We start from the raw sequence: 7,839 nt of genomic DNA, 5'->3' as shown, positions 1-7,839 counted from the left end.
CCGGCGGTGGGCCGCGACCAGGCCGCCCGCGACGCCCGCGGCCCACCGCCGGCGACGCCGCTGCGCCCGCACCGAGCGCAGCAGCGCGGGCAGCAGGGTGCGGGGCACCGGCCCGGGAGCGGCGTCGACCGCGGCGGTGGGCCGGCCGTCGGTGGACGGCCCCTCGACCGCGTCGCGGACGGCGTCGACGGGCACGCGCGAGAGCAGCCCCGGCAGGGCCGCGAGCTCCTGCACGCTCGTCCGGCACGAGGCGCAGCCGGGCAGGTGGCGCGCGAAGGCCTCGGCGTCGGCGGGCGAGAGGGCCCCCAGGACGTAGGCCCCCGCGTCGGTGGCGAACCGGTCGGGCGACCCGGCCGCCTCGGGGTCCTCGCGGGTCATCAGCGCGTCACCCCCATCTCCTGCAGCGCCAGCCGCAGGTTCATGAGCGCGTAGTGGGTCCGGGACTTCACGGTGCCCTCCGGGACGCCGAGGACCGCCGCGGCCTCGGCCACGGACCGGCCGTGGAAGTAGCACTCCCGCAGCACGGCGCGGTGCTCCGGCGACAGGCGCGTCAGCGCCTGCGCGACGACCCACGACTGCAGGACCGCCTCGGACTCGTCGAGCACGACGCGGTCGGGCACCTGCGCGGTGACCGCCTCGCGCCGCGACCGGGCGGAGCGCCAGTCGTCGATGACGAGCCGCCGGGCCACCGTGAACAACCAGCCCCGCGTCGAACCGCGCTCGGGTTCGAGCGCCTCCGGGTGCCGCCAGGCGCGCAGCAGCGTCTCCTGCACGATGTCGTGGGCGCTGGCGCGGTCCCCCGTCAGCGAGACGACGTAGCCCCACAGCGCGCCGGCGTGCTCGTCGTGCAGCGCCCGCACGAGCTGCTCGTCCGCCTCCACCGCCGCCCCCACCCGTCCTCGTCCCCGACCGGTCGCACCGTGGAGGACGACCCGCTCCCGACCTCACCATGAGACGCGCGCCCCGCGGGTTCGATCGGCGCGGACGGCACCCCTCGGCCCCCCTCGGTCCGCGGCGGGGCCTGCGTACCGTGCGGGCATGACCATCCCGGCCGGTCCCGTTCCCGTGCCCGCCGCCGTGCGCCGGCTCGCCGCCGGAGGCACCGCCGTCCCCGTGTGGAGGAACGACCACGGCGGCGTCACGTTCCGGCTCGACCCTCGACCGGTGGTCGAGCCCCGCGACCCTCACCCTGAGGTTCACGCAGAGGCGGGTGTCCGGTTCGCGAAGTGGCAGCCGCGGACCTCACCCGTCGACCTGCCCGGTGAGGCCGCCCGGATGCGGTGGGCCGCGCCGTTCACGGTGGTCCCCCGCGTGCTGGACGTGGCCTCCGACGCGGAGGGCTCCTGGTTGCTGACCGCCGGGATCGACGGGGACACGGCGGTGAGCGCGCACTGGCGCGCGCGTCCCGACGTGGCCGTCCCCGCGCTCGGACGCGGCCTGCGGCAGCTGCACGACGCGCTGCCCGTCGCCGACTGCCCCTTCGACTGGTCGGCGGGGTACCGGCTGGCCCACGCGGTCGGGGACACGCGGGCGCTGCTCGACCCCCCACCCGTCGACCGCCTGGTCGTCTGCCACGGCGACGCCTGCTCCCCCAACACGCTGCTGCGCCGCGACGGCGGCGTCGCCGGTCACGTCGACCTGGCCGCCCTCGGGGTCGCCGACCGCTGGGCCGACCTCGCGATCGCCACGCTGGCGACGACGTGGAACTACGGCCCGGGCTGGGAGCAGCCCCTGCTGGACGCCTACGGCGTCGCCGAGGACGCCCGCCGCACCGCCTACTACCGCGCGCTGTGGCACGCGGGGCCGTGACGGCGCGTCAGGCGGCGCGGGCGCTGAACCGGCCGCCGCGGGCGGTGACGTCCAGCCGCAGGCCGAACGCCGCGGACAGCTGCGCCGACGTCAGCACCTCCTCGACGGGCCCGGAGGCGACCGACCGGCCCTCCCGCAGGAGGAGCGCGTGCGTGGTCCCGACGGGGATCTCCTCGACGTGGTGCGTCACGAGCACGGTCGTGGGGGCCGCGGGATCGGCCGCGAGCGCCGTGAGCCGGCGCAGGAGGTCCTCGCGGCCGCCGAGGTCCAGGCCGCCCGCGGGCTCGTCGAGCAGGAGCAGCTCGGGGTCGGTCATGAGGGCGCGCGCGATCTGCGTGCGCTTGCGCTCGCCGTCGCTGAGGGTGCCGTAGGTGCGGTCGGCCAGGTGCCCGACGCCCAGCAGCCCGAGGAGCTCGCCGGCCCGGTCGAGGTCGTCGCGCTCGTAGCTCTCCTGCCACCGGCCCGTGACGCCGTAGGCGGCGGTGACGACGACGTCGCGCACCCGCTCGGAGGCGGGGACGGCGCGGGACAGGGCCGTGCTGGCGAGGCCGATGCGCGGCCGCAGCTCGAAGACGTCGACCGTGCCGAGCACCTCGCCGAGGATGCCCACGGTGCCGGCGGTGGGGAACAGCCGGCCCGCGGCGACGGAGAGCAGCGTGGACTTGCCGGCGCCGTTGGGGCCCAGGACGACCCACCGCTCGCCGTCGTCGACCGCGAGGTCGACGGCGTCCAGCAGGAGGCTCTGCCCGCGCCGCACGGTCACCGCTCGCAGGTCCAGCACGTCGCTCATGGGGCCCGACCCTAGCCACGGCCCCGGGCGCGGCCAGCCGGGGCCGCCGGCCCCCGCGTCGTAGGCTGCCGCCGTGCTCGACCTGCCTCGATCCGCGCGGCTGGCTGCCTGGGGCAGCAGCGCTCTCGCCGGGACCGTGCCGGTGCGCGACGCCGTGCGCGCGGTCGTCCGCGACGACGAACCGCACGCCGTGCGCTGGGAGGAGGACGCACCCGCGCTGCCCCGGCTGCCGGCCGCCCGCGCCGACGACCTCCTGACGCTGCTCACGTGCCTGAGCGAGGCGGGGGGCACCCAGCTGCTGCTGGCGCTGCCCGTGCCCGGCGACCCGCGCGGCCTGCCGGGCCCCGTCGGCGTGAACGCGGTGGCGCTGGCGGCCGGGGAGTGCGTGGTCGTGGAGGTGGCGGGCGCCCTGGAGCGGTGGGCGCTGGTCCCGGAGGTCACGGAGTTCGGGTCGGTCTACGAGCCGGGCGCGATGGTCACGTGGTCGCTGCTGGGGGCCGCCCCGCGGCGGGCGCCCGAGAGCTCCTCCGTCGCGGAGTCCGAGCGGGAGCTGCGCACGGCGCTGGTGACGGCCACCCAGGCGCTGGCCGACCTCGACGTCGCCCGGTGGCGGGAGGACGCCGCCGACCGGATCGCCGCGGTCCGCGACGGGGGTCTCGCGCGCGACGCGGTCCCGCCCGCCGTCTCGCCGCGCGCGGCGCGCGTGCTGCAGACCGCGGCCCGGGTGCTCGCGATCGTCGACCTCGCGGTCGAGGACGACGGCGCGGCCATCACGAGCCACGAGGCGGCCTCGCGGGCGCAGGCCCTGCGCGAGGTGGCGGGCGTCGCCCGCCGCGCGGTGATCGCGGCGGTCAACGCCCACACCGAGCCCGCGCGCCCGTGAGCCGCCGCCTCCCGCACCTGCTCCCGTGGCCCTGACCGCCGGCCCCGCGGCGCGCGCGCGACGCCGCCCGCACCCCGCCTGGGGCGTCGCCGCCGTCACGTTCGCGACGCTGCTGGCCGCCGGGGCGTTCCGCTCCGTGCCCGGCACGCTGATCGCGCCGATGTCCGCGGACCTCGGCTGGTCGGTCGCGAGCATCTCCGCGGCGGTGTCGGTCAACCTGGTGCTGTACGGGCTCATCGCCCCGTTCGCGGCGGCGCTGATGGGCCGCTTCGGCGTCCAGCGCGTCGTCACGGTCGCGCTGCTGCTGGTCGCGGCGGGCGGAGCGGGGTCCGCCGTCGTCGAGGCCCGCTGGCAGCTCGTCGCGACGTGGGGCGTCCTGGTCGGGGTGGGCACGGGGTCGATGGCCATGTCGCTGGCCGCGACCGTCGTCGGGCGCTGGTTCGTCGCCCGGCGCGGGCTCGTGACGGGGGTCCTGGCCGCCGCCGCCTCGGCCGGTCAGCTGGTCTTCCTGCCGCTGGTCGCGCACCTCGCGCAGGCCCACGGGTGGCGCGTGCCCTCGCTGGTCGTCGCGGCCGTCGCCCTGGCGGTCGTCCCCCTCGTGCTGCTCCTGCTGCACGAGCGGCCCGCCGACCGCGGCGTGGCGGCCTACGGCGCTGGGCCTCAGACGGGGTCCGGGCCGGCGCCCGTGACGCCCGCGCGGGCCCTGACGGCGTTCGCGGCGCTGCGCCTCGCGGTGCGCCACCGGGCGTTCTGGTTCCTCGCCGCGGGGTTCGCCATCTGCGGCGCGACCACCAACGGGCTGATCGGCACCCACTTCGTCTCGGCCGCGCACGACCACGGCATGCCGGCCACGACGGCGGCGTCCCTGCTGGCGCTCGTGGGCCTGTTCGACGTGGTGGGCACCATCGCCTCGGGCTGGCTCACCGACCGCGTCGACGCCCGCTACCTCCTCCTCGCCTACTACGCGCTGCGCGGCGTCTCGCTGCTGCTGCTGCCCAGCGTCCTGGCGCCGGGCGTCGACCCCGCGACGTGGGTCTTCGTCGTCTTCTACGGCCTGGACTGGATCGCCACCGTCCCCCCGACCATCGCCCTGTGCCGCGAGCACTTCGGCGACGCGGGCGCCGTCGTCTTCGGCTGGGTCTTCGCCTCCCACCAGCTCGGGGCGGCGCTCGCGGCCTTCCTCGCGGGGGCCGTGCGGGACGCGACCGGCGACTACGCCGGGGCGTTCCTCGGTGCGGGGGCGCTGTGCCTGGTCGCGGCCGCGCTCTCGCTGCTCGTCGGGCGGCGCGCCGACGGGGCGCCCCCGGTGACCGCACCGGCGCCGGTGGGCGAGCCGTCGGCACCCGTCCCCCGCTGAGGGCGCCCGCTCGCCCGCGAGCGCCGGGCCGGTGTCCGGCGGCGCGGCCCCTGGGCGTCAGGAGGTGCGTGGGGGCGGCAGGTGCTCGGCCAGCACGTCGTCGAAGGACCACAGGCCCGAGGCGTCGCCACCGTGGGCCGCGAGGAGGTCGGCGGCGTAGTCGTCGAGGCACTGCTCGTAGCTCACCGCCCCGGCGAGGAGCTCCCGCGCCGCGTGTACGAGGCGCGGGAGGTCCTCCTGCACCCGCGCTCGGGTCATGCTGGGGATCCGCGGGCCGTCGCCGTCGTCGTCGGCGAGGGGCGTGTCGGCGTCGAACTGCGAGTAGCAGGGGAAGCGCGTGGTGTCGGGGACCACGCTGCGGAAGGGCACGTGGTCGAAGTACCACTCGAACCAGCGACCTCCCGACAGCGCGAGCCAGGGCGTGCCGACGGCGAGCGCCGCCATTCCGAAGCCGGTGTGGGGGGCCAGGAACAGCGCGCAGCGCTGGACGGCGGCCAGCTGCTCCAGCAGGGGCGCGTCCAGGACGTCGCCGGCGACCACGGGGTGGGCGAGCAGGCGGCGCAGGTCCGCCTCGGCGAAGGAGGTGGCCGTGCGCTCGTCCCGCGTGCGCCGGCCCACCAGCAGGACCCGGGCTCGCGGCAGCGCCCGGGCCAGTCCGTCGAGGACCGTCACCCACGAGGCCGCCGACGGGTAGTGCGAGGCCGGGCTCGAGCCGGCGGGCATCAGCGCGAGCAGGGGGGCGCCGGGGCGGGTGAGCGTGCGGGCGAGGTCGCTCGCCGCGGCCACCGCGGGGGCCGGCAGCTCCAGGCGGAAGGGCTGGTGCCGCGAGCGGCTGGGCGGGACGGCGCCCAGCGGCCGGCGCCCCCGGCGGGCGGTGAACGCGACGTCGGCGGCGGAGTAGTGGTCGCGCATGCCGGGGAACAGGTCCAGCTGCAGGGGCTGGTGGCGGCGGGGGTCGTCGAGGACCCAGTCCCACTGCCGTGGCACGGAGGCGAGGGAGGCCGCGGCCTGCGGGGCGGGCGCCAGGAACGGCGCCCGCACGGGGTGCACGGCCGTCAGCCACGGGCAGCAGTCGCCGAGCTCGGTCGGGGTGGCCGCGTTGAGGAGCACGGACACCTCGCGCGTCCGGTCGGCCGCGTGCACGGCGTAGGCGTGGTGCAGGGCCTCGACGGCGTGGCCGACGGGCTGGGCGTAGAAGAAGTCGACCAGCACGCTCTCGGCGTCTGCGCTCGGCGGGTGGCTCATCCCCCGATCCTCGTGGCCGGGGCGCCGCCGGTCGACGGGGTTTCCCGCTCGTACCCCGTCGTGCCCCTAGCCGGGCACCGCCTCGTCCGGCCGGGGCAGCGACGCCAGCGCGCGGTTCTCCGCCGGCAGCCGGAACCCCAGCAGCAGCACGGCGTTCAGGACGCTGAACACGAGCGCGGTCGTCCACGCCGTGTGCACGAGCGGCAGCGCGAAGCCCTCCACGACGACGGCCACGTAGTTCGGGTGGCGCAGGAACCGGTACGGCCCGCGGGTGACCGGCGCCAGCCCGGGCACGACGACGACCCGGGTGTTCCAGCGCGGGCCGAGGCTCGTGATGCACCACCAGCGCAGCGCCTGGCTCGCGAGCGTGAGCGCGAGCATCGGCCAGCCCAGCCAGGGCACGAAGGGCCGGTCCGCGGCGAGGACCTCGACGAGGCAGGCCAGCAGCAGGGCGGTGTGCAGCGCGACCATGGGCGGGAAGTGCCCGCGCCCGGACTCGACGCCGCCGCGCGCGAAGGACCAGCGCGCGTTGCGGGTGGACACGACGAGCTCGGCCAGCCGCTCGACCGCGGTGGCCACCACGAGCACCACGAACAGCGTCGTCACGCGGCGGCCTCCTCGACGTGCTGCAGCAGCAGCAGCTCCTGGCTGACGCCGGGGCCGAGGGCCACGACGACGGCCCGCTCGCCGTGCGCGGCCGGCGTCGCCGCGGCGAGGACGTGCAGGACCGAGCTGGACGACAGGTTGCCCACGTCGCGCAGCGAGCGCCAGCTGCCCTCCAGGGCGCCCGCCGGCAGGTCCAGGGCGGCGGCGACGGCCTGCAGCACCTTGGGTCCGCCGGCGTGGGCGATCCAGGTCGGCACCTGCGCGGCGGACGTGCCGTGCGCGGCGAGGAAGCGGTCGACGTCCTCGCCGAGGTGCGCGGCGATGATGTCGGGCAGCGCCGCGGACAGCACGATGCGGAAGCCCGTGCCCCCCACGTCCCAGCCCAGGGCGCCCGCGGTGTCGGGGTAGATGCGGCTGCGGGTGGCCTGGACGTCCCAGCCCGCGGCGTGCGTGCGGCGGGCCCGGGCGTCGCCGAGCAGGACGACGGCGCTGGCGCCGTCGCCGAAGAGGCCGCTGGCCACGAGGTTGGGCACGGAGTCGTCGTCGCGCTGCACGGTGAGCGAGCACAGCTCCACGGAGATGAGGACGCCGACCTCGTCGGGGTGGCCCTCGAGGTAGTCGTGCACCCGGGCCAGGCCGGCCGCGCCCGCCACGCAGCCCAGGCCGAACGTGGGCAGCCGCTTCACGTCCGGGCGCAGGCCGCTGCGGGCGACGAGCAGCGCGTCCACCGAGGGCGCCGAGATGCCCGTGACCGAGGTGAACAGGACGAAGTCGACGTCGGTGGGCAGCAGCCGGGCGCGGGCCAGGGCCCCGGTCAGCGCGCGCTCGGCGAGGCCGAGGGCGACCCGGACGAAGGCGTCGTTGCTGGCCTGGAAGGAGTCCAGCGTGCGGTAGCGCTCCAGCGGCAGGGCGAGGTGGCGGGTGGCGACCCCCGCGTTGGCGTGCACCCGCTCCATCACGGCGCGGCGGCCGGAGTCGTGGGTCAGGAGGGGGGCGAGCTCGGCGGTGATGTCCGCCTGGTCGTAGGTGTGCGGGGGCAGGACGGGCTCGACGGCGACGATCCGGGACACCCGGCGATGCTCGCACCGGAGTCCGGGCGCCGCCCGCCCGGCCGCCCGCCGGGTGGCCGGGTGGCGGGGTGGCCGGGTG

9 protein-coding genes are annotated in these 7,839 nt (G+C 77.7%); 3 read left to right on the top strand and 6 right to left on the bottom strand.

The window, feature by feature from the left end; all coding sequences use genetic code 11:
* Positions 1-378: zf-HC2 domain-containing protein (locus GTR02_RS17605; RefSeq protein WP_166608788.1), on the bottom strand; the 378-nt coding region annotated here is incomplete at its 3' end.
* Positions 378-893, bottom strand: a complete 516-nt coding sequence (locus tag GTR02_RS17600; protein WP_166608787.1) for a sigma-70 family RNA polymerase sigma factor — start codon at positions 891-893, stop codon at positions 378-380. The genes GTR02_RS17600 and GTR02_RS17605, both read right to left, overlap by 1 nt.
* Positions 894-1,038: 145 nt before the next feature.
* Between GTR02_RS17600 and GTR02_RS17595 the strand changes: the two genes are divergently transcribed.
* The gene (locus tag GTR02_RS17595; RefSeq protein ID WP_166608786.1) at positions 1,039-1,809 is read left to right on the top strand and encodes an aminoglycoside 3'-phosphotransferase; all 771 of its coding nucleotides are present in this window, start codon (positions 1,039-1,041) and stop codon (positions 1,807-1,809) included.
* 7 nt (positions 1,810-1,816) lie between these two features.
* Here GTR02_RS17595 and GTR02_RS17590 read toward each other — a convergent pair whose 3' ends face one another.
* Positions 1,817-2,599, bottom strand: a complete 783-nt coding sequence (locus tag GTR02_RS17590) for an ABC transporter ATP-binding protein (RefSeq protein ID WP_166608785.1) — start codon at positions 2,597-2,599, stop codon at positions 1,817-1,819.
* A 73-nt stretch (positions 2,600-2,672) separates the two neighbouring features.
* Between GTR02_RS17590 and GTR02_RS17585 the strand changes: the two genes are divergently transcribed.
* Together GTR02_RS17585 and GTR02_RS17580 are read left to right on the top strand one after the other, a co-directional pair.
* Positions 2,673-3,482 (top strand): hypothetical protein, encoded by an 810-nt coding sequence (locus GTR02_RS17585; RefSeq protein ID WP_166608784.1) that lies wholly within the window; start codon positions 2,673-2,675, stop codon positions 3,480-3,482.
* Between the two features lie 25 nt (positions 3,483-3,507).
* Complete coding sequence (locus GTR02_RS17580; protein ID WP_338073893.1) at positions 3,508-4,839, top strand: MFS transporter; 1,332 nt, start codon at positions 3,508-3,510, stop codon at positions 4,837-4,839.
* Positions 4,840-4,896: 57 nt separating this feature from the next.
* Here GTR02_RS17580 and GTR02_RS17575 read toward each other — a convergent pair whose 3' ends face one another.
* The 3 genes from GTR02_RS17575 to GTR02_RS17565 form a co-directional block, all read right to left on the bottom strand.
* Positions 4,897-6,084: a glycosyltransferase family 9 protein gene (locus tag GTR02_RS17575; RefSeq protein ID WP_166608783.1), complete on the bottom strand. Its 1,188-nt coding sequence runs from the start codon at positions 6,082-6,084 to the stop codon at positions 4,897-4,899.
* A 66-nt stretch (positions 6,085-6,150) separates the two neighbouring features.
* The gene (locus tag GTR02_RS17570) at positions 6,151-6,690 is read right to left on the bottom strand and encodes an isoprenylcysteine carboxylmethyltransferase family protein (RefSeq protein WP_166608782.1); all 540 of its coding nucleotides are present in this window, start codon (positions 6,688-6,690) and stop codon (positions 6,151-6,153) included.
* A complete protein-coding gene (locus tag GTR02_RS17565) occupies positions 6,687-7,760 on the bottom strand; it encodes a type III polyketide synthase (RefSeq protein ID WP_166608781.1) in 1,074 nt (357 codons plus the stop codon). The genes GTR02_RS17570 and GTR02_RS17565 overlap by 4 nt, the downstream gene beginning before the upstream one ends.
* Between the last annotated feature and the right edge of the window lie 79 nt (positions 7,761-7,839).

Origin of the sequence: Kineococcus siccus (genome assembly GCF_009906795.1) — a bacterium.
Classification (GTDB): Bacteria; Actinomycetota; Actinomycetes; order Actinomycetales; family Kineococcaceae; genus Kineococcus; species Kineococcus siccus.
This window is presented reverse-complemented; position numbering and strand designations above follow the sequence as displayed.

What these genes read in the sequence shown, in the direction of transcription:
- GTR02_RS17595 (WP_166608786.1), top strand. Translation starts at nt 1,039, where the DNA reads ATGACCATCCCGGCCGGTCCCGTTCCCGTGCCCGCCGCCGTGCGCCGG.
- GTR02_RS17590 (WP_166608785.1), bottom strand. Translation starts at nt 2,599, where the DNA reads ATGAGCGACGTGCTGGACCTGCGAGCGGTGACCGTGCGGCGCGGGCAG.
- GTR02_RS17575 (WP_166608783.1), bottom strand. Translation starts at nt 6,084, where the DNA reads ATGAGCCACCCGCCGAGCGCAGACGCCGAGAGCGTGCTGGTCGACTTC.